Annotated in this window: 18 protein-coding genes and 1 pseudogene; 3 read left to right on the top strand and 16 right to left on the bottom strand. The window is 66.0% G+C overall.

Annotated features, from left to right (window positions below):
- From F9Z44_RS01720 to F9Z44_RS01695, 6 genes and pseudogenes are all read right to left on the bottom strand, one after another.
- A complete protein-coding gene (locus F9Z44_RS01720) occupies positions 1-1,455 on the bottom strand; it encodes an aldehyde dehydrogenase (protein WP_159603019.1) in 1,455 nt (484 codons plus the stop codon).
- 187 nt (positions 1,456-1,642) lie between these two features.
- Positions 1,643-2,347: pseudogene (locus F9Z44_RS01715) on the bottom strand (ABC transporter ATP-binding protein); the annotation flags it as partial.
- Positions 2,348-2,457: 110 nt separating this feature from the next.
- The gene (locus F9Z44_RS01710) at positions 2,458-3,240 is read right to left on the bottom strand and encodes an ABC transporter ATP-binding protein (RefSeq protein WP_159603015.1); all 783 of its coding nucleotides are present in this window, start codon (positions 3,238-3,240) and stop codon (positions 2,458-2,460) included.
- Positions 3,241-3,363: 123 nt separating this feature from the next.
- Positions 3,364-4,392: a branched-chain amino acid ABC transporter permease gene (locus tag F9Z44_RS01705; RefSeq protein WP_159603013.1), complete on the bottom strand. Its 1,029-nt coding sequence runs from the start codon at positions 4,390-4,392 to the stop codon at positions 3,364-3,366.
- Complete coding sequence (locus F9Z44_RS01700; protein ID WP_159603011.1) at positions 4,389-5,291, bottom strand: branched-chain amino acid ABC transporter permease; 903 nt, start codon at positions 5,289-5,291, stop codon at positions 4,389-4,391. The genes F9Z44_RS01705 and F9Z44_RS01700 overlap by 4 nt, the downstream gene beginning before the upstream one ends.
- Positions 5,292-5,436: 145 nt before the next feature.
- On the bottom strand, positions 5,437-6,636 hold the full coding sequence (locus F9Z44_RS01695) for an amino acid ABC transporter substrate-binding protein (protein WP_159603009.1): 1,200 nt from the start codon (positions 6,634-6,636) through the stop codon (positions 5,437-5,439).
- A 195-nt stretch (positions 6,637-6,831) separates the two neighbouring features.
- Here F9Z44_RS01695 and F9Z44_RS01690 point away from each other — a divergent pair, with 195 nt between their 5' ends.
- Entirely contained in the window at positions 6,832-7,791 is a 960-nt protein-coding gene (locus F9Z44_RS01690; protein WP_159603008.1) for a helix-turn-helix domain-containing protein, read from the top strand.
- Between the two features lie 4 nt (positions 7,792-7,795).
- On the opposite strand, the gene holA is transcribed toward F9Z44_RS01690, so the two are convergent.
- The 7 genes from holA to F9Z44_RS01655 form a co-directional block, all read right to left on the bottom strand.
- Entirely contained in the window at positions 7,796-8,848 is a 1,053-nt protein-coding gene (gene holA, locus F9Z44_RS01685) for a DNA polymerase III subunit delta (RefSeq protein WP_159603007.1), read from the bottom strand.
- A 7-nt stretch (positions 8,849-8,855) separates the two neighbouring features.
- Positions 8,856-9,398 carry an LPS-assembly lipoprotein LptE gene (locus F9Z44_RS01680; RefSeq protein ID WP_159603006.1) on the bottom strand — a complete coding sequence of 181 codons (543 nt, stop codon included), beginning with the start codon at positions 9,396-9,398 and terminating at the stop codon, positions 8,856-8,858.
- A gap of 10 nt (positions 9,399-9,408) precedes the next feature.
- Complete coding sequence (gene leuS / locus F9Z44_RS01675) at positions 9,409-12,090, bottom strand: leucine--tRNA ligase (RefSeq protein WP_159603005.1); 2,682 nt, start codon at positions 12,088-12,090, stop codon at positions 9,409-9,411.
- Positions 12,091-12,202: 112 nt separating this feature from the next.
- Positions 12,203-12,634: an ExbD/TolR family protein gene (locus F9Z44_RS01670; protein ID WP_159603004.1), complete on the bottom strand. Its 432-nt coding sequence runs from the start codon at positions 12,632-12,634 to the stop codon at positions 12,203-12,205.
- On the bottom strand, positions 12,631-13,299 hold the full coding sequence (locus F9Z44_RS01665; RefSeq protein WP_159603003.1) for a MotA/TolQ/ExbB proton channel family protein: 669 nt from the start codon (positions 13,297-13,299) through the stop codon (positions 12,631-12,633). The genes F9Z44_RS01670 and F9Z44_RS01665 overlap by 4 nt, the downstream gene beginning before the upstream one ends.
- 11 nt (positions 13,300-13,310) lie before the next feature.
- On the bottom strand, positions 13,311-14,129 hold the full coding sequence (gene dapB, locus F9Z44_RS01660) for a 4-hydroxy-tetrahydrodipicolinate reductase (protein WP_159603002.1): 819 nt from the start codon (positions 14,127-14,129) through the stop codon (positions 13,311-13,313).
- A complete protein-coding gene (locus tag F9Z44_RS01655) occupies positions 14,126-14,725 on the bottom strand; it encodes an outer membrane protein assembly factor BamE (RefSeq protein WP_159603000.1) in 600 nt (199 codons plus the stop codon). Before F9Z44_RS01655 ends, dapB begins: the two co-directional genes overlap by 4 nt.
- Positions 14,726-14,885: 160 nt before the next feature.
- Here F9Z44_RS01655 and fur point away from each other — a divergent pair, with 160 nt between their 5' ends.
- Positions 14,886-15,335, top strand: a complete 450-nt coding sequence (fur, locus tag F9Z44_RS01650) for a ferric iron uptake transcriptional regulator (protein ID WP_159602999.1) — start codon at positions 14,886-14,888, stop codon at positions 15,333-15,335.
- Between the two features lie 7 nt (positions 15,336-15,342).
- Here fur and hprK read toward each other — a convergent pair whose 3' ends face one another.
- The 3 genes from hprK to hpf form a co-directional block, all read right to left on the bottom strand.
- Positions 15,343-16,293 (bottom strand): HPr(Ser) kinase/phosphatase, encoded by a 951-nt coding sequence (hprK, locus tag F9Z44_RS01645; protein ID WP_159602998.1) that lies wholly within the window; start codon positions 16,291-16,293, stop codon positions 15,343-15,345.
- 6 nt (positions 16,294-16,299) lie between these two features.
- Positions 16,300-16,770, bottom strand: coding sequence for a PTS sugar transporter subunit IIA (locus F9Z44_RS01640; RefSeq protein ID WP_159602997.1), 471 nt, complete (start codon positions 16,768-16,770; stop codon positions 16,300-16,302).
- Between the two features lie 143 nt (positions 16,771-16,913).
- A complete protein-coding gene (gene hpf, locus F9Z44_RS01635) occupies positions 16,914-17,243 on the bottom strand; it encodes a ribosome hibernation-promoting factor, HPF/YfiA family (RefSeq protein ID WP_056264433.1) in 330 nt (109 codons plus the stop codon).
- Positions 17,244-17,459: 216 nt separating this feature from the next.
- Between hpf and F9Z44_RS01630 the strand changes: the two genes are divergently transcribed.
- A complete protein-coding gene (locus F9Z44_RS01630) occupies positions 17,460-19,220 on the top strand; it encodes an ATP-binding response regulator (protein ID WP_159602996.1) in 1,761 nt (586 codons plus the stop codon).
- Positions 19,221-19,245 lie beyond the last annotated feature (25 nt).

Raw genomic sequence — 19,245 nt, 5'->3', positions numbered from 1 at the left:
TCAGAACGGGTAGTGCCGCGGGGTGGTCTGCACCGTGATCCACCGCAGCTCGGTGAACTCGGCGATGCCGGCCTTGCCGCCGAAGCGCCCGATGCCCGAGCCCTTCACGCCGCCAAACGGCATCTGCGCTTCGTCGTGCACGGTCGGGCCGTTCACGTGGCAGATGCCGCTGTCGATCTTTCGTGCCACGTTGAAGGCGCGCGCGATGTCGCCACCGAACACGGCGGCCGAGAGGCCGTATTCGTTGTCGTTGGCACAGGCAATCGCCTCTTCTACGCCGTTCACGCGCACCACGCATTTCACCGGGCCGAAGGTTTCTTCGTGGTAGATGCGCATGGCAGGGGTGACAAAGTCGAGCACGGTGGCGGGCATGAGCGTGGTGTCGGCCTTGCCGCCACACGCGAGCTTGGCGCCCTTGGCCAGCGCGTCGTCGATCAGTTCGTTGCAGTGGTGCACCGTGCTCATGCCGATCACCGAGCCCAGCACCACCGGCTCGGGCTTGCGCGGGTCGCCCAGGGGCAGGGCCTTGGCCTTGTCGCTGAACTTCTTCACGAAGGCGTCTGCAATCTTGCTGTCCACGATGATGCGTTCGGTGCTCATGCAGATCTGGCCGCTGTTGGCAAAGCTGCCGAAGGCCGCACCATTGACCGCATCGTCCAGGTTGGCGTCGTCCAGGATCACCAGCGGCGCCTTGCCACCGAGCTCCAGCACCACGGGCTTCAGGTACTTCGCGCAGGTCATCGCAATGATCTTGCCGACCTTGGTGGAGCCGGTGAAGTTCACGCGGCGCACCGCCGGGTGGGCGACCATGGCCTCGACCACGGCGCCCGCATCGGCTGGCGCGTTGGTGATGTAGTTCACCACGCCGGGCGGGAAGCCCGCGTCCTGAAACGCCTCGATGATCAGCTGGTGGGTGCGCGGGCAGTTCTCGCTGCCTTTCAAGACCACCGTGTTGCCACACGCCAGTGGCACGCAGATGGCACGCACGGCCAGGATGACAGGCGCATTCCACGGCGCGATGCCCAGCACCACACCGGCGGGCTGGCGCACACCCATGGCCAGCGATCCGGGCACATCCGACGGGATCACCTCCCCCGCCACCTGGGTGGTGAGCGCGGCGGCCTCGCGGATCATGCCGGCGGCCAGCATCACGTTGAAGCCGCCCCACATGCCGGTGGCACCGGTCTCGGCCGACACGGCCTCGATGAAGGCCGGCGTCTTGGCTTCCAGCGCGTCGGCCGCCTTGAGCAGCAGAGCGCGGCGCGCGCTCGGGCCGGTTTCGCTCCAGGTCTTGAAGGCCTCGGCGGCGGCTTCCACCGCCATCACGGCGTCGGCCGGTGAGGCGGCGGGCGCGCGCGTGGCCACGCTGCCGTCGAGCGGGTTGCGGCGCTCGAAGGTGGCGCCTTTTTCGGCCGTGACTTTGAGGCCGTTGATGAGCATGGACATGTCGGACATGGGGTTCTCCTTTGAAATCAGAAATGAAACCGTTTGGACTGGGCAAGATCCCGTTCGGGCTGAGCCTGCCCTTCGACAAGCTCAGGATGATCGGAACAACACGGTTCGGGCTGAGCCTGTCGAAGCCTTCACGCCATTGGGTGGGTGAGCCCTTCGACAGGCTCAGGGCGAACAGAGGTGATTGGGTTCAGGTTGTCGCAGCCACAGCCTTCTTTCGCTGCACGGCATTGGCCGCACTGGTGGTGCCGGTGGCGGGGTCTTTGTCGGCGCCGAGGTAGGCCTCGCGGATCACGGTGGAGCGCGCGAGCAGCTTGGCCGGGCCGCTGGCCACCAGCATGCCACGCTCCATCACGTAGCCCCGGTCGGCCACCGCGAGCGCCTTCTTCACGTTCTGCTCCACCATCAACACCGTGGTGCCGGCATCGGCAATGCGGCGCACGATGGTGAGCAGTTCATCCACCATCTTGGGCGCGAGACCCAGCGAGGGTTCGTCGAGCATGAGCAGGCGCGGCGCGCACATCATGGCGCGCGCGACAGCCACCATCTGCTGCTCGCCGCCGCTCATGGTGCCGGCCAGTTGCGTGGCGCGCTCCTTGAGTTTGGGAAAGTCCACGAAGGCCCGGGCCAGGCGCTCGGCGCGTTGCGCCTTGGGCACCAGCCAGCCGCCGAGTTCGAGGTTCTCGGTCACGGTGAGTTGGGGAAACAACTGGCGGCCTTCGGGCACCAGGGCCACACCGGCCTGCACGATTTCATGCGTCTTCTCGGGCATCTCGGCGCCGTCGAGCAGCACCGAGCCACCGCGCGGAATCAGGCCGTTGAGCGCCTTGAGCAGCGTGGTCTTGCCCGCGCCGTTGGGGCCGAGCACCACGGTGAGGCCGGGCTGGATGTCGAGCTTCAGATCGCGCAGCACCAGGAAGGCGCCGTAGCCGGCCGAGAGGCCGTTCACCTTGAGGCGTGCGCGCGCACCGCCGCCGAGTTCGAAGGGGGTGGGGCGGTACCACATCATGCGGTGGTCTCCTCGTTCATCTCGTCGCCCAGGTAGGCCTCGATCACCTCGGCGTTGCGCACCACCTCGGCCGGTGTGCCGTCGGCAATCTTCTTGCCCTGGTGCAGCACGATCACCCGCTCCACATGGCGCAGCAGCGTGGTCACGGCGTGTTCGATCCAGACCACGGTGAGGTCGAGCTCGTCGCGCAAGCGGCGAATCAGGCGCGCCATCTCCTCCACTTCGTTCTCAGTCAGGCCGGCGGCCACTTCGTCGAGCAGCAGCATGCGCGGGCGCGTGGCCAGCGCCATGCCGATCTCCAGCAGGCGCTGCTGCGACGGCGTGATGGCCGCGGCCGGCAGATCGGCCTGGGCACCCAGGCCAATGAGGCCGAGGATGCTCTCGGGCGTGCGCAGCACCCACGGCACCGTGGTCTCTTCGCCCCACCAGAGGTACTTGCGCGGGCGCCGCCCTGCGAACTTCAGACCGAAGGCGATGTTGTCGCGCACGAGCATGTCGGCGAAGGTGCGCGGGGTCTGGAAGGTGCGGGCGAGACCACTGGCCGCAAAGCGGTGCGGGCCCTGGCCGCTGAGTTCGCGCCCCTGCACCGTGAGTGCGCCGCTGGTGGGCTTGGTCACGCCCGAGATGGCGTTGAAGAAGGTCGTTTTGCCCGCACCGTTGGGGCCGATGATGCCGACGAGTTCGCCCGGCATGAAACGCGCGCTCACAGCATCCACCGCGGTGAGGCCGCCGAAGCGCACGGTGATGTCGCGGGCGTCGAGCAGGGGTTGTGGGGTCATGTCCGGCCTCTTGTTGCGCCATGAGCCACAACCCCCCGTTCGCCCTGAGCCTGTCGAAGGGCTCTTGCAACGAGGGCGTGGAGGGGCTTCGACAGGCTCAGCCCGAACGGAGCTTGCTTCACTTCAAAACACATCGCGGCGCTCCCTCAATTGTTTGTCGCGGAGCTTGCGGCGTTTCGTCTCGCCACTCAGGTCGTCGCGCGTCTCGATCCACCAGGCCTTGGCGCCATCGCGCCAGCCGCGGAAGGTCTCGGTGCGCAGCGAAGCGAGGCCACCCGGCAGATACAGCACCGAGAGAATGAGCAACAGGCCCAGCGACATCATGTAGATCTGCGGCACCTGCAGGCGCAGCGTTTCGGCCAGCACGCTGAAGACTATTGCCGCGATCAGCGGGCCCCACAGCGTGGCCGCACCGCCGATGAGCGCGATCAGCACGGTCTGGAAACCGATGAAGGGGTTGAACACGGTGTGCGGGTCGATGTAGGTCCAGCGCACCGACATGGCCGCGCCCACCGCGCCAGCCACCGCGGCGGTGAGCGCGAAGCCCGCCACCTTGACCCAGCGCGTGTTCACGCCAAGCGTCTGGGCGCGCTGCTCGTCGGCGCCAATACCCAGCATGGCGAGACCAAAGCGCGTGCGCCGGATGGTGATGGACAGCGCCACCGTGATCACGGCGAGCGCGAGCACGGTGAGGTAGATGGTGTCGCGATCGGGCACCACCATGAGCACGCGGCCCACGGTGCCGGTGACGCTTTTCTCGAAGTAGCTGATGGCGTGGCGGATGAGCTCGGTCATGCCGAAGGTGAGCACCGCGAAGTAGGTGCCGCGCAGGTGCAGCACGGCCGCGCCCATGACCACCGCCACGCCGGCGGCAATCAGCGCACCCAGGCCGATGGCCTGTGCCCACGACACCTGCTCCAGCAAGATGGCGCTGGTGTAGGCGCCGATGCCGAAGAAGGCCGAGGTGGCGAGCGACAGGTAGCGCGTGGTGCCGCAGAACAGCGCCCAGCTCGACGAGAGCGCGATGTACATCAGGCAGGTGAGCGCCATGGACACGGCGAACTCGCTGGCGAAACCCGGCAGCGCGATGGCCCAGCCGGTGAGGCCGAAGAGGACCAGCAGGTCGCGGATGAGGAATTGTCTTGAGTTCATGACTTGCGGCTTTTCCGGGTGAAGAGTCCTTCAGGCCGCAGCAACAGCACACTGATGAAGACCACGTAGCTCAACAAGGCCTTGAGCGAGGGGTTGGTGAAATGCATGCCCAGGGCTTCAATGACGCCCAGCAACAGACCACCGGCCAGCGCGCCGCCCATGCTGCCGAAGCCGCCCAGCGTGATGACGATGAGCGCGGTGACGGTGTAGGGCTCGCCCATGGACGGGCTGATGGTGTACGACATGGACAGGAGTGCGCCGGCCACGCCCGAGAGGCCCAGGCCGATGCCGAACATGAGCGGGTGCAGGCGCTGGGTGTTGATGCCCATGAGCTGCGCGCCGGTGGGCGACTGCATGAGCGCGCGCACGCCCTTGCCCAGCAGCGTGGTGCGCATCAGCACGATGAGCGCGCCCGAGAACAGCAGGGCCAGCGCGAACACCAGCAGCTTGTTGCCGGCGAACTGGGCGGTGCCGTCGGGCAGCGGAATCTGCACCGGTTCGGTCAGGAAGTCGTAGCCGCGCAAATCGCCGCCCCACATCCACGACGCGAAGTTCTGCACCAGAAACATGAGACCGAAGGCCACCATGAGGCCGCGCGCTTCAAAGATGTCGAGGTTGGGCGAAGTGGCGGTCAGGCGGCGGAAACACAAGCGGTGGATCACCCAGCCCAGCACGAACAGCATGGCAAACGACACCGGCACCATGAAGAGCGGGTTCAGGCCGAGCGAAGTCTGCGCCATCCAGGTGAGGTAGGCCCCCACCATCAAGAACTCGCCGTGCGCGATGTTGAGGATGCGCATCAGCCCGTACTGCAGGTTCAGCCCGAGCGCGACGAGCGCGTAGATGCCCCCGGTGATGAGACCGGAGGCGAGGAGTTCGAGCCAGGCGGAAAAGGACATGTGATTTGGGGGACCGGAAACACAACCCCGTTCGCCCTGAGCCTGTCGAAGGGCTCACACGAACGGGATGTGGATGGGCTTCGACAGGCTCAGCCCGAACGGAATTGGGCTCCGTCCGAACGGATGTGCGGGTAAACGAAGGCGCTTATTTCCACACAGGCTTGCTGGGGTTCAAAGCAGCCGTGGCAACCGTCTTCGGCCACACCACCTCGAACTCTCCGTTCTGCCACTGCCCCACCGTGCCCGGCGTGCCCACGTTTTCACTGCCGTTGAACTTGATGTCGCCCAGGATGGTCTTGTGCGTGTTGCCGGCCACAAAGTCGCGGATGGCCTTGCGGTCCAGGCCCTGCGCCTTCACCGCCTTGGTGAGGATCTCCAGGCTGGCCCAGCAAGCGCCGCTGGCCCAGCGGTCGGGTTCCTTGCCGGCGAACTTCTTGGTGTGCGCGTCGAAGTAGGCCTTGGCACCCGGGCTGGTCTTGCCGTTCCACGAGCCCATGCCCAGCACGCCTTCGGCACCGGCGGGGGTCATCACGTTGCGGTAGAGCTGGAAGGCGGTGCCCACCGAGGCGTAGAAGAACTTCGGGTTGAAGCCCACTTCCTTGGCCTGGCGGCTGGCCAGGATGGTGTCGGGCGGGTAGGTGAAGCCCACGAAGGCGTCGGGGTTCTTGTCCTTCATGGAGCGCAGCACGGGCGAGAGATCTTTCACGCCACCGGGGTAGCTCTTGTCTTCCACCATGGTGATGCCGCTACCCTGCAGCGCCACCTTGAATGCGGCGTAGTTCTCCAGACCAAACAGGTCGTCCACGTAGATCAGCGCCACGGTTTTCACGCCGTTGGCCTTGAGCATGTCCACCAGCGCGTTGGTCATGGGCGCGGGCTGCTGCAGCATGAGGAAGAAATACGGCAGCTTCATCTCGACCAGGCGGCGCGAGAGCGCGGTGGGCGCAAGAAACGGGTACTGGAAGCGGTTGGCCAGCGGGGCCACGGCGAAGTTGGCGTTGGAGCCCCAGGGCGGCAGCACCAGGTCGACCTTGTCGCTGCCCATGAGTTTTTCGTAGGTGCGCACCACGGTCTCGGTGTCGCTGCGGTCGTCGCTGCTGATGAGCTCGATCTGGCGCTTGACGCCTTTCACATCGAGGCCGCCCGCAGCGTTCTGCTGCTCGGCCCAGAGCAAATAGTTGGGCTCCTGGCTCACCTGCGCGCCGCCCGTCCACGGGCCGGTGCGCGACATCGAATAGCCGATGCGCACCGGCGCGGACTGCGCCATGAGCCCGGGAGCGAACGACATGGCGCCGACCGCGGCGGCGGCGCCCTTGATGACCAGACGGCGATTGGCTTGAACCATGTTGTGTCTCCTGCGGGTGTGGATTGGCTGAGAACCGCATGGTAGGCACGGGCGCGGTGGCGCGCTGTGCTGTGGGTGCACTACCTGCTTGACGGAACGTGCATGGCGCCTCGGGTAAACCCTCAAGCACACGGTCCGCGGGGACGGTGGGCGCGGCCGATAATTTGTGCTTCTGACCACCCCCCGGAGACCCCCATGGCCGTTGCCTCCGTGATGAGCACCGACAGCGTTGCGCCGATCGAGCGCGCCGCCATCTGGCGCGACTGGGTCTGGACACACTTCGGCGGGCTGGAGTCCGACCTCTACGGCGACACCGGCTTTGACGGCCACATGAGCGCATCGACCGCGGGTGATGTGGTGCTCACCAAGCTCGAAGCCAACCGCCACCGCGTGCTGAAGAGCCCACAACTGGCGCGCGCCAACGACCGCGCCTTCCTCAAGATCGTGGCGCCCTGGCAGGGCAGCGCGACGGTGCAACAGCAAGGGCGCGAGGCCTGGGTGCGGCCCGGCGGCTGGGCGATTTACGACACCACGGGCAGCTACGAAATTGCCAACCCCGAGCGGGTGGAACACCTGATCGTGATGCTGCCCAAGGAACAGTTGACCGAGCGCGGCATCAAGCTGGAGCCGCTGATGGCGCGGCACGTGGGCGGTGTGAGCGGCATCGCACGCGTGGCGCTGGAGACCATGCGCAGCACCTACCAGGAGCTGCCGCAAATGAGCGAGACAGCGGCGCGCGGCGCGGGTGAGCTCATCGTGGAGCTGGTGCGCTTGTCCTTGCAGGAACTCGCGGGCCGCGAGAACAGCGTGACGCAGCTCGAAGCCTTCAGAGACCGCATCCGCGAGCACATCGGGCAGCACCTGCGCGACCCGTCACTCACGCTGGACCACATTGCGCAGGCGCTGAACTGCAGCAAGCGCCACCTGCACAACGCGTTCAGCGCGGAAGAGGACACGCCAGCGCATTACATCCAGCGCCAGCGCATCCAGGCCTGCATGCGCGAGCTGCGCCAGAGCGGCGGTACGCAACGCACCATCACCGACATCGCGTTCTCCTGGGGCTTCAACAACACGGCACATTTCAGCCGCGTGTTTCGGGAACACACGGGGGTTTCTCCGAGTGATTTCCGTGAGGCGGCCCAGCAACGGGCCTGAGCCATCACCTCAAGCTGCAGCCCAGCGTCACTTTCATCGCCATCTGCTGCAAGGCCTGCCAGGGATCGGCCGGCCAGCCCGGTGACTTGAGGCCTTTGACGATGCCGTCCACCGTGTGCGCGTCGTCCAGCCATTTCGTGAGCGTGGCCATGTTCAGCAAGGGGAGCGCGCGCTCCATGAGCTTCTCTTTCACGCCCCACACGCGGTTCTCGCGAAGTGCCATGGGCAGCGGGCGGCCGGCATCGAGTGCGGTGCGCACGCGGTGCAGTGTGCGAATGTCTTCGGCCAGCGCCCAGTGCACCAGCACCGGCGCTTCGCCCTCGGCCTGCAGGCCGTCGAGCATGCGCTGCACGCGCACGCTCTGCCCGCCCAGCACCGCCTCGGCGAGTTTGAAAGCGTCGTATCGCGCCACGTTGAGCACGGCCGACTCCACTTGCTCCAGCGACAGCTCGCCCGCCGGGTGCAGCAACGCGAGCTTCTGGATCTCCTGGTGCGCGGCCAGCAGGTTGCCCTCCACGCGGTCGGCAAAAAACTGCAGCGTGCGCTGGCCCTCCTCCCCCGCCAAGACCCGTTGGCCCTGCAGTTGCAGGCGCTGCGCAATCCACTGCGGCAAGGCCTTGCGGTCCACGGGCTCCACGCGCACTGACACGCCAAAGCTGTCGAGGGCGGCAAACCACGCGCCCTTCTGCGTGGCCATGTCCAGCCGGGGCAAGATCACCACCGTGACCGTGCTGTCGTTGTTCTCGGCCTGCTGGGCGATCTGCTGCAGCACCTGCGACCCGTCCTTGCCAGGCTTGCCCGAGGGGATGCGGATCTCGATCAGCTGCTTGTCGGAAAACAGGCTCATCGAGCCGCCGCTGGCCAGCACCTCGCCCCAGTCAAAGTGCGCGCCGGCCACGGTGTGCACCGTGCGCTCGCTGCAGCCCTGCGCACGCGCCTGCGCGCGGATCGCGTCCGCCGCCTCCTGGATCAGCAGCGGTTCGTCGCCGTGCAGCGTGTAGAGGCTTTTCAGGCCGCGCTGCAGTTGGGCGGCGAGTTGGTTGGCTGCGACCTGCATGGAGCGATCAGAGCGACTTCACCGCCGCCAGACGCCGCACCACCTGCTGCACGATGTCGCTGCGCATGTCGCGGTACTGCAGTTGTTCTTCAGCGTCCTTGGCCAGCACCTGGGTTTCGTTGAAGCTGATGTCGCGCTCCAGCAGCAATTCGACGTCGTCGATCAGGATCTTGTCGGCGGGCGTGCGCAGGCGAAACACGAAGCGGGTGCGCAGCTGCAGTTCGCGCACCTGGCCCGCGGCGGTCTGGCCCACCACCACGCGTTCGCGCTGGTCGGTGAGAACGGTGAGGATGGCCTGCGCCGTCTGGGCACCGGGGCCGGTGGCGGGTGTGGTGGAGGTGAGCACGCGCACGCCGTTGGCCTGCAGCGCTTCGCGCAGCTCGCGGCTCACCTGCGTGCCTTCCATGCCTTGCAGGCGCAACGTGTCGAACGCAAAGGTAGGCGCCTTGCGCAGCGCGAAGCCGCAGCCCGAGAGGCCGAGCGCGGCCGCGCCCAGGGCCAGTTGCAGCCAGGCGCGGCGGTGTGGGCTCAAAGTGCGTTGGTTCGTCATGCAGGGGCTTTCAGATCACCACGTTGACCAGGCGACCGGGCACGACCACCACTTTTTTCGGCAGTGCGCCGGCAGCCTGTTTGACGAAGGCCTCGCTGGCCAGCGCGGCCGCTTCGATGGCGGCCTTGTCGGCGTTGGCAGGCACCAGCACGTTGCCGCGCAGCTTGCCGTTGATCTGCAGCACGAGTTCGATCTCGTCGCGCTGCAAGGCAGCCTCGTCGGGCTGAGGCCAGGCGGCGTCGAGCAGCTCGCCGGGGTAACCCAGCTCGGACCACAGCGTGTGCGCGATGTGCGGCGTGGCCGGGTAGATGCAGCGCAGCAGCATGCTCAGGCCTTCGGCCAGCGCGGCGTTGTCACCGGTGGAGCCGTCGGGCTTGAAGTCTTCAAGAGCGTTGAGCATCTTCATGGCGCCCGAGACCACGGTGTTGTATTGCATGCGCTGGTAGTCGTAGTCCACCTGCTTGAGCACGGTGTGCATCTCCAGCCGCAGCGCCTTGGCACCTTTGGACAGCGCCTGGCCGGACACACCGGCCGCGAGCGCCCCCAGGCGATTTGTGGACGAGAGCTTGAGGCCAAAGGCCCACACGCGGCGCAGGAAACGGTAGCTGCCCTCCACCGCCGCGTCGTTCCACTCCAGCGTGGCCTCGGGCGGTGCGGTGAACATGGTGTACAGGCGCGCGGTGTCGGCGCCGTACTTCTCGATCAGGTCCTGCGGGTCCACGCCGTTGTTCTTGGACTTGGACATGGTGCCCACGCCCTCGTAGTCGATGGGCGTGCCCACCGGCAACAAACCGTCGCCGCTGGTGGCCGGGTTCTTGAGCTTGGCGCCCACGACCTTGCCACCTTCGTCAAGCACGTTCTCCACGTCGTGCGGCCAGAAGTAATCCTTGCCGCCCTTCTCGGTGCGCCGGCTGTAGAGGTGGTTGAGCACCATGCCTTGCGTGAGCAGGTGGGTGAAGGGTTCATCCACTTTCACCAGGCCGAGGTCGCGCATCACCTTGGTCCAGAAACGCGCATAGAGCAGGTGCAGGATGGCGTGTTCGATGCCACCGATGTACTGGTCCATCGGCATCCAGTAGTCCGCGCCCTCGGCGACCATCTTTTCGCTGTTCTTGGGGTCGCAATAGCGCATGAAGTACCACGACGAGTCCACGAAGGTGTCCATGGTGTCGGTCTCGCGGCGCGCGGGCTTTCCGCACACCGGGCAGACCACGCCGGCGTGGAAGCCTTCGTGCTTGTGCAGCGGGTTGCCCGAGCCGTCGGGAATGCAGTCCTGCGGCAGCACCACCGGCAGGTCTTTCTCGGGCACAGGCACTGCGCCGTGTTCGGCGCAATGGATGATGGGAATGGGGGTGCCCCAGTAGCGCTGTCGGCTCACGCCCCAGTCACGCAGGCGGAAGGTGGTTTTCTTCTCGCCCAGGCCCTTGGCAGCAAGCTGGGCCGCCACGGCGTCCACCGCCGCCTTGTACGGCAGGCCGTCGAAGGCGCCGGAGTTGACGCAAGTAGCGCGCTGCTTGTCGCCGTACCAGTCGGCCCAGGCGTCCAGGCTGAAGGCCTCGCCTTCCACAGCCACCACTTGTTGAATCTTGAGGTCGTATTTTTTCGCGAACGCGAAGTCGCGCTCGTCGTGCGCGGGCACGCCCATCACAGCGCCGTCGCCGTAGCTCATGAGCACGTAGTTGCCCACCCACACGGCCACCGCCTCGCCGGTCAGCGGGTGCGTCACGGTCAGGCCCGTGGCCATGCCCTTCTTTTCCTGCGTGGCGAGTTCGGCTTCGGTGGTGCCACCGGTCTTGCACTCTTCGATGAAGGCGGCGAGCGCAGGGTTGTTGGATGCGGCCTGCGTGGCCAGCGGGTGCTCGGGTGCCACGGCGCAGAAGGTCACGCCCATGATGGTGTCGGCACGCGTGGTGAACACGTACATCTTGCCGTCGCCGATCAGCGCGCCACCGGCGTCCTTGATGTCGTGCGCGAATGCAAAGCGCACACCTTCGCTCTTGCCGATCCAGTTTTCCTGCATCAGCCTCACCTTGTCGGGCCAGCCATTGAGGGTGGCCTTGGGGTTGCCGATCTGCACGTGGTCCAGCAGTTCGTTGGCGTACGAGGTGATGTTGAGGTAGTAGCCCGGGATCTCGCGCTTCTCGACCACCGCGCCAGTGCGCCAGCCCTTGCCGTCGATCACCTGTTCGTTGGCCAGCACGGTCATGTCCACCGGGTCCCAGTTGACGACCTGGGTCTTGCGGTAGGCGATGCCCTTCTCCAGCATCTTCAGGAACAGCCACTGGTTCCATCGGTAGTAGCTCGGGTCGCAGGTGGCCACTTCGCGCGACCAGTCGATGGCCAGACCCATGGCCTGCATCTGCTGCTTCATGTACGCAATGTTCTCGTACGTCCACTTCGCGGGTGGCACACCGTTTTTCAGTGCCGCGTTTTCCGCCGGCAGGCCGAACGCGTCCCAGCCCATGGGCATGAGGACGTTGAAACCCTTCATGCGCAGGTGGCGCGCGAGCATGTCGTTGATGGTGTAGTTGCGCACATGGCCCATGTGCAACTTGCCGCTGGGGTAGGGCAGCATGGAGCAGGCGTAGAACTTTTTCCTGCTCGCGTCTTCCGTCACGCGGTAGGCGTCGGTGGCGTTCCAGTGGGCGTGCGCGGCGCGCTCGACTTGCCGGTGGGCGTATGTTTGTTGCATGAAACAGGGTCCGGACCAGCCGGCGACGGTGAAGGGAGAAGCTGCGCGCAATGGCGCGGGGAGATGCCGGATTTTAGGCCTTGGGCCGTGTGCCGCCCGCAGGCCTGGCCATTCAGCGCGGGGCTGCCGACTCGGCCACGAAGCCGATGCGCGAGAGCCCGGCCGATTGCGCCATGCCGATCAGCGAAACCACGCGGCCATAGGGCACGCTGGCGTCGGCACGCAGCTGCACCTCGGTGGCCGGGTCGCGCTGCGCGGCCTCCAGCAGGCGCTGGCGCAGCGCCACCTCGTCCACGGCCTGTCCGTTCCATTGCATCTGGCCTTGCCCGTCGATGGCCAGCGACACGAAGGGGCCCGGCTGCACGGGCGTGGCGGCCTTGGGTAGCTCGGCCTTGGGCAGTTGCAGGGCCAGTCGGTCGGCCATGAAAGGGGCCGCGATGATGAAGATCACCAGCAGCACGAGCATCACGTCCACCAGCGGCGTCACGTTGATCTCGCTCATGGGCTTGTGGCTGGTCGGCTTTTCAAGTCTGCCGAAGCTCATGGGGTGTGGACCAGAAGTTCGCGCAGGTCGCGCGCAAAGCCTTCCAGGTCGGCCTCGATGCGCGCAATCTGGCGGCCCAGCACGTTGTAGGCGAGCACGGCGGGGATCGCCACCACCAGGCCGGCGGCCGTCATCACCAGCGACTCACCCACCGGACCCGAAACCTGCTCGATGCGGAAACCGCCATCGAGCCCGATGCCGGTGAGTGCGTTGTAGATGCCCCAGACCGTGCCGAGCAGGCCCACGAACGGCGCGGTGGATCCCACAGTGGCCAGCAGCACCTGGCCGAATTGCAGGCGGTGCAACACACGGTGCAGCGCATCGCGCAGCACGCGGGTGAGCTGCTGCGAGCGGTCGCCAGCAGCAGCCAGCGTGTAGGCTGGAGCGGTGTTCAAACCTTGCGCTGCCTGAAGCAGCGGCAGCACCAGCAGTTGAAGATCAAAGGTGGCCAGCCGGCGCTGCGCATCGTCCAGATCGGAGGCCTGCCAGAAGGCGGCTGTGCTCAGTTGCAGGTCGCGTGCGGCGCGGCGCAACAGCCAGCCCTTCCACAGAATCACCACCCAGCTCGCCACCGACATGGCCAGCAGCAAGAGTGCCACTGCGCGGCCCAGCGCATCGGCCTGCGCGAGGGTCTGAACGAGGCCCAGGGACCCGCTTGCGTCCATGGTGAGGGGGCTCAGCGCAGGCCGAGCACGTCGAACATGTCGAACAGACCGTGGGTCTTGCCCGAGAGGAAGCGCACCGCGCGCAGGCTGCCCTGCGCGTAAGTCGCGCGGCTGCTGGACTTGTGCGTGATCTCGATGCGTTCGCCGGTGCCGGCGAAGAGCACTGTGTGATCGCCCACGATGTCGCCTCCGCGAATGGTGGCGAAGCCGATGCTGGAGGGATCGCGCTCGCCCGTCACACCTTCGCGCGCGTAGACCGCGCAGTCCTTGAGGTCGCGGCCCAGCGCGTCGGCGATCACCTCGCCCATCTTGAGCGCGGTGCCGCTGGGTGCGTCCACCTTGTGGCGGTGGTGTGCCTCGATGATCTCGATGTCGTAGCCGGTGGCCAGCGCCTTGGCCGCCATCTCCAGCAGCTTGAGCGTGACGTTCACGCCCACGCTCATGTTGGGCGCCATCACGATGGCGATCGACTTGGCCGCCTCTGCGATCTCGGCCTTTTGCTCTTCGCTGAAACCGGTGGTTCCAATGACCGCATTGACCCCGTGCTTCGCACACTCGCGCAGGTGCGCCAGCGTGCCCTCGGGGCGGGTGAAGTCGATCAGCGCCTCGCTGCCGCGCAGGCCCTGGGCGAGATCGGCGGCGATGAGCACGCCACTGGCCTGACCCGCAAAGCCGGCGGCATCCTGGCCCAGCATCGGGCTGGCGGCGATGTCGAGTGCGCCAGTGAGCTGGCAGTCGCCGCTGCTGCGCACAGCTTCCACCAGCATTTGGCCCATGCGGCCGCTGGCACCGGCCACGCAGACGCGGTGCAGACTCGCCGCGCCGCTCATCGAGCGGCTCCCGGGGTCTCCAGGGGTGGGTAGCTCGCGGCAGGCGTCGCCGCAGGGGCGGAAGGCGCGGTGGGCGCGGTGGTCTTGTTGCGTTCGTCGAAGGTCTTGAGCTGGGCCTCGGTGGCCTGCAGGGGCGGCACCTTGCCGAACTTGCGGCCCGCGTCGAGCGACGCCACGAACTCCGCTTCGGTGGGCAATTCGTCGGCCTCGAATTTTTCAAGCACATCGGCCTTGAAGAACGCCGTCAGGCGGCGCTGTTGCGGCGTCTGACCTTGGCGACGGAAGGTGAACACATAGTCCCAACGATCGGCGTGGAACACGCTGGCCAGGAGCGGCGAGCCCAGGATGTCGCGCACCTGATCGCGGGTCATGCCCGTTTGCAGGGCCGCGGCCTGCTCGCGCGTGACCACGTTGCCTTGCAGGATGTCGATCTTGTACGGGCTGACCAGGCTGGTGATGCCGGGCATGCGGCTGGTGACGCTGGAGCAGGCCGACAGGGCTGCCAGCGCGGCGAGCACGCAGACCCACCGCAACGGGCGGTTCGGTCGCTGGCCAGGGGTGGACAGATGAGCGCGATCGGGTGTGTGGTGAAGCATGGGGTCTGACCGTGGAAAGGGCGTGCGCGCAGGCAGTGCCGGAGCAGGTAAGCAGCGTTCGCCAGACGCTGACGATATGATCCTTTCATTGTAGTCTTGGGGCCTGAAGGCACTGCAAGCACACCCGCCCGCCCGATCAACGCCCAGCGCGCTCACCGCCATGACCAACATCGAAGAACTCAAGAGCACGGGCCTGAAAGCCACGCTGCCCAGGCTGAAGATCCTGGAGGTGTTCCAGAACGCCAAGCAGCGCCACATGACGGCCGAAGACGTGTTTCGCGTGCTGCTCGAAGAACGCTCCGATATCGGCCTGGCCACGGTTTACCGCGTACTCATGCAATTCGAGCAAGCGGGACTGCTCACGCGCAGCAACTTCGAGTCGGGCAAGGCGGTGTACGAACTCAACGAAGGTCAGCACCACGATCACCTGGTGTGCCTGGACTGCGGCCGCGTGGAAGAATTTTTTGACGCCGAGATCGAGAAGCGCCAGCAGTTAGTGGCCAAGACGCGAGGTTTCGTGCTGCAGGAGCACGCCCTGTCGCTGTATGCCAATTGCACCAAGACCGACTGCCCGCACAAGGGCCAGGGCCACACGCACCGCGCGACTTAAGCCCCCGTCACTCGCCGCGCGACATGGCCGCGCGGTGGCGCGAGACAAATTCCTGGTACGTGTCGATACCGCGCAACTGAAGGATGGTGTTGCGCACGGCCGCTTCCACCAGCACAGCGATGTTGCGGCCGGCCACCACCTGGATCACCGCCTTGCGCACCGGCACGCCGAGCACGTCCTGGTACAGCGGCTCGTGGGGCATGCGTTCATAGTCGCGCTCCATGGTTTCGCGGCGCACCAGGTGCACGATGAGCGAGAGGCGCATCTTGCGCCGCACCGCTGTCTCGCCAAAGATCGCCTTGATGTCGAGCAGGCCGATGCCGCGCACTTCCAGCAGGTTCTGCAGCAGCTCGGGGCAGCGGCCTTCAATGCTGGTCTGGTTGATGCGGTAGAGGTCCACCGCATCGTCGGCCACAAGGCCATGGCCACGCGAGATGAGTTCCAGCCCGAGCTCGCTCTTGCCCAGGCCCGACTCGCCCGTGATCATGACGCCCATGCCCAAGATGTCCATGAACACGCCATGCATGGAGGCGCGGTCGGCGAAGTGGCGCGAGAGATAAGCCCGCAGCACGTCGATGACGAACGCCGCCGACTCGTGCGTGGCGAACATCGGTATCTGCGCGCGCTCGCACATGGCGGTGAGCGCATCGGGTGCGGTCTGGCCATCGGCCACCACCAGCACCGGTGGCTCCAGCGTGACGATGCGCGCCACGCGGCGCTTGTTGTCGTCGTCGCTCGGGCTGGTGAGGTACGCGACTTCACGCTCGCCGAACACCTGCACGCGGTAGGGATGGATGTAGTTGAGGTAACCGACCAGATCGGCACCCGAACGCGCCGCGCGGATGGCGACTTCGTCAAACCGGCGCTCGGAAGCGCCAAGCCCTGCGATCCATTGCCACTTCAGGGCGTCTCGATGGTCCTCGAACAGGACATCGGCGCTGACGACGGTGGGTTTCAAAGTGGCTTAGGCCGGCGCATGCGCAGACTGCCAGGACGTGATCTGTTTGTGCAGTGCGATGGCGTCTGCGGAGGTCTTCATCTGTTCACGCAGACCGCTGTCGCTCAACAACTCGGCAATCTCGGAGAGGATCTCCAGATGCTTCTGCGTGGCGGCCTCGGGCACCAGCAAAAAGATCATCAGCTGCACCGGCAATTCGTCGGGGGCATCGAAGCCGATCGGGCTGGCCAGCTGAAACACCGCGGCCAAGGGCTGCTTCAAACCTTTGATGCGTCCGTGAGGGATTGCCACGCCGTGACCCAGGCCGGTGGAGCCCAGGCGCTCGCGGGCGAACAGGCTGTCAGTGATGAGCGCGCGGTTGAGTCCGTGAAGGGTCTCGAAAAGCAGGCCTGCTTCTTCGAATGCGCGCTTCTTGCTGGTTGCATCCACGCTGACGAGCACCTGCGCGGCAGGCAATATGGCAGATAGTCGGTTCATGTAGGCCCTCTTGGAGCGCAAATTATGACCAGTTGAGCGGTGTTGGCTAGACTGAGGGCACAAAAAAGCCGCTTGACTTTCCAAGCGGCCTGCTGCAGCGCAGCATCGGGTTTTCCCTCACGGGCAATTGCCCGTGACATTCATCACATCAAGCGCTTGACCGTGTCGTGGTGGTGGTCTTGCGCCTTGTCTTTGTAACGAAGAACTTGCCGATCCAGCTTGTCGGCCAGTTCATCGACGGCAGCGTAGAGATCGGCATGGGCGCTCTCGGCGAACAGGTCGCGGCCCTTGACGTGGATGTTGCATTCCGCTCGCTGCCTCAGGTCCTTTTCCTTGAGGTTGTCCACCGTCAACAGCACCTTCATGTCGACCACCTGGTCGAAGTGTCGGGAGATGCGTTCGAGCTTGCTGGTGACGTAACCGCGCAGGGCGGGTGTGACCTCAAGGTGGTGACCACTGATCGTCAGGTTCATAAAAGAGCCTCCATATGCTCCGGGTTGAGACAAGCCGCCTGGGGCAAGACCTCCCGACGGCCACGGGGATGTCTTGAGTCCACTATGCACACGAAACCTCTGTGGCGCAAGCCGGCAAGGGCAACAAAGCGTGCGAAGACCTCCGAATGTGACCGTTGTCATTCAAGCAGGCGACTTCCACGCTCATGTGGCCGCGCTTGTCCTATGCTCGTGCGCATGCTCAGCGTCTCAACCTCGCAAGACCGGCTGCTGCACGAGCAGATGCGGCTGCTCGAGCGAAATGTCCCCGCCATGGTCGTGGGTACGTTGATGCTGGCCATCGGCACCGCCGCGCTGCGCCTGATGAACGGCCAGCCTTCCCGATGGGTTGTGTACTGGCTGGGGGCCATGGTGGCGCTGTGCGCCGTGCGGTGGTGGGGAGCCCGGCACTACCAGCAAACACAGCCAGACCAGGCGCAGGCACCCCGCTGGGCCTGCTGGTTCATCCTGGCGTCGTTTGTCGCCGGCTTGCTGTGGGGTTCGCTGACGGCCTTGTTCTTCAGCCCCGACGATCCGCACACGCAGGCGGTGGTGGTCATGATCCTGGCGGCCATCGTGGCCAGCGCGACCCAGTCGCTGGGGCCTTATTTCCCGGCGCATCTGGCCTTTGGCGTGCCTGCCCTGGTGCCGTTTGCAATGCGCAGCATGCTCAGCGGCGATGCCCGTGCGATGACACTGGGCGTGCTCGCCCTGGTGTTCCTGTTGATGGCCGAGCTGTTTGCACGGCGCATTGCGTCGGCCATCGAGGAAGCCCTTCGCCTGCGTTTCGAGAACGAAGCGTTGGTGGCTGAACTTTCACTTGCCAGAGACGCGGCGGAAGCTGCCAGCAAGGCCAAGACGCGGTTTCTGGCCACCGCCAGCCACGACCTGCGTCAGCCGATCCATACCATGAGCATGTTCGTTCCGGCGCTCAAACGCATGGCGCAAGAGGGTCGGCTGTCTGCGCCAGCGCTGGGCGACATGGCCGACCGCATGCAGTCGGCACTGGGCACCATGGGCCAGCTGCTCAGCCGCTTGCTCGACGTCTCCCGGCTGGATGCCGATGCAGTGCGGGTGGTCACCGAAGACTTTCCCCTGGAGCCCCTGCTGTGCGCGGTGGTGGACGAAGTGGCGGCGCAGGCTGAAGCCAAGGGGCTGCGGCTGCGCATGCACGATGGCGGGCTTTGGGTGCACAGCGATCCGTCGGTGCTGCACACGATGTTGAGCAACCTGGTCAGCAACGCCGTGCGCTACACCGACCGCGGCGGAGTGCTGGTGGCGGCACGTTCGCGAGGCAGCAGTGTCGACATCCAGGTCTGGGACACCGGTATTGGCATCTCGCCGCACGAGCTGTCGCGCATCACCGAGGAGTTTTACCAAGGCAGCAACGCGCATGTGGACAGCAGCCAGACACGGGGGTTCGGGCTGGGCATGGCGATCGTGCACCGCTCGGCCCAGTTGATCGGTGTGCGCCTGGGCTGGCGCTCGGCGCTGGGCAAGGGCTCGATGTTCTCCATCCGGGTGCCCCGTGCGAAGGGCAGCCACCAGCCCGTCGGGCTGTCATCCATTGAAGCCCCTGCGTCGAAACACGCCGGTGGACGCCGCGTGCTGGTCGTCGAGGAGAACCAGGACATCCTGGCGGCCATGTCTTTTCTGCTGCGAAGCTGGGGGCACAGCCCCCTGCAAGCCTCGAACGCCGAGGAGGCCACCCGCATCGCAGCATTCAGCCGGGGCGAGCTGAACGCCGCGCTGGTCGACTACCACCTGACGCGGGACTGCGACGGGCTTGCCGTTGCGCACCTCTTGCGGCAGCACGCCAGGCCCGACCTGGCGGTGGCCATCGTCACCGGCGACACCAGCACCGAGGTGATGAACGCCGTGCGGGCTGCCGGACTGACCGTGATGCACAAACCGGTGGATCCTGCTGAGCTGCAGCAGTTCATTGCGCGCGCGCGCTGAGCCTTCTGCATTCGACACCGACGCC

The organism is Hydrogenophaga sp. PBL-H3, from assembly GCF_010104355.1.
Lineage (GTDB): Bacteria > Pseudomonadota > Gammaproteobacteria > Burkholderiales > Burkholderiaceae_C > Hydrogenophaga.
The sequence above is the reverse complement of the archived record's forward strand: the minus strand, read 5'-3'. Positions and strand labels throughout refer to the sequence as shown.